The 1,810-nt window shown below is 37.6% G+C and carries 1 protein-coding gene; it reads right to left on the reverse strand.

Features of this window, described 5'->3' with window-relative positions:
- Window positions 1–120 precede the first annotated feature (120 nt).
- The gene (locus AB6D93_RS23915; protein ID WP_102333403.1) at window positions 121–594 is read right to left on the reverse strand and encodes a GNAT family N-acetyltransferase; all 474 of its coding nucleotides are present in this window, start codon (window positions 592–594) and stop codon (window positions 121–123) included.
- Between the last annotated feature and the right edge of the window lie 1,216 nt (window positions 595–1,810).

The raw sequence follows: 1,810 nt of genomic DNA on the forward strand, positions 1-1,810 counted from the left end.
TTACCGACTATAAGTTTAGACGGTGGGTGGAAGTGTCCATATCATTAACAACGCCGTTGAAGTATAAAATGAGGCGGCCAAATAGCCGCCCCAGACACACCATCTGACTTGTTTATCCACTCATTCCTTTAAGCCAAAAATTAATTCAATTTCATCATCAAGTCTTCTGCCCGTTGGTATAAAACCAAGCTTTTGATAAATAGAGAGCGCATTGCCTTTTTCTTTATCCATCGTGGTCAGGGAGACGCCTTTTAAACCGGTAATGGAAGCGTATTTCTTACTGAAGTTAATCGCTTGACTCCCCAATCCTTTTCCTTGGAAACGATGGTCAATCATGACGCGCCACACGTACAAATGATCCTTTTGAAAGTGATCATCGAACTTGTCGAGTAGTCTTGGATCGATAAGAGAGATGAGCCCTGCTGGCTTGTCGTCTAAATAAATGCCGTAACTGACGCTATCGTCGTTGAAACTCGCCTCTGCAAGCCATTCTGCGTTGTTAGCAATGAGTTGTTTTTGAGACTCTTCCACTGAGAGATCAATAATGTCATTGATAATGGTATTGTTTATTTTTAAAAAGCTAATTTTATTCATGCTTATTTACCTTGGGTAGGTGTTTCATTAAAAGTAACTGGCCAATGTAAGGATCTTGATAAGCTAATCTTGAGTTATCAAAATGGTAATGTCGCTTTTGCTCCTGTCTTTTAACATAGACTCTTCAAGTATCTTATAGATCTCTTTATCTGGCGCATATTAGAACGCGCCAATTTTTTTAATTAAGGTATATGTATGTCTTAATTAAAAACGATGATGGAAGTTATTGTTTCCTTTTTGCCTGCCCCCATGACAGAAATATTAGTTCCAAGCGTTGCCCACGATGATTCAAAAATAGGGTACGTATAGTATTTTTACAATAGTGCCGTCACAAAACCCAAAACAAACTCCCTGATAGAATGCTGACGAGTGTGATTAAAGATAACTTTAATGTGTTCTCAGCCAGCTACATTTTGTATATCACTTATCAGCTAAAATGGTGGCCAATATCTTTTCGCCTTTGCATTCAACACTGACGTTCATTCCATTGACGAGTGCTCTCTCATTAGGCGCACTTGCTCTCATATCGAGTCCACTTGTTTAAATTTGGACAACTAGTTCGGTAAGCGTTAAAGAAAGAGTGCTGGTTACCCTGAAGTTTTAGTGTAGGCCACATCTTGATGTTATCGAAGATGGCCAATCGCAATGCAAAAATAGACACAGCCCTGGAATATTGAAGCTAATGTTATCGAAAGCTTTTCTGCACTATTTTTTTAGTTTGCGTAATTGGTGTAGCCAAACTTAACACCAATGATACGAACCGCCATATAAGGTTTAACTCATACCATTTGACGTATTATTGCGGAATCTTTTGTCTATGACAGTATGACTTTGTAAGTAAAATCATTACATAATGAAAGCGTATTTATTAAGTTGCCAGTTCAAACCTTGATGTATTGTTTTCATAAAGTTCAACGTTAATGTCGGTTTTATCTAATAGTCATAAGATGTTGCTCCTAATGAATTGATAGCAGCGTAGCTTCTTACGTCTAAAGCGGGACTGTATTGGATAAACCTGTGATAAAAATACAACGATTCACAAAAATGCTGTGCTTGGCCGACATATCACTCAGATTGACATCACTCATGGAAGTTGATTAAACGACTTTATATACTTGTAGTAATTCATTGTTTACTAAATTAGTAAAATCACTGACACGCTTTTGTCCATTTCCTTCCAACTACAATCGTGATGACCAAATTAAAAAGGAGGTCA

Source organism: Vibrio sp. 10N.247.310.23, assembly GCF_041467155.1.
GTDB classification, from domain to species: domain Bacteria; phylum Pseudomonadota; class Gammaproteobacteria; order Enterobacterales; family Vibrionaceae; genus Vibrio; species Vibrio crassostreae_C.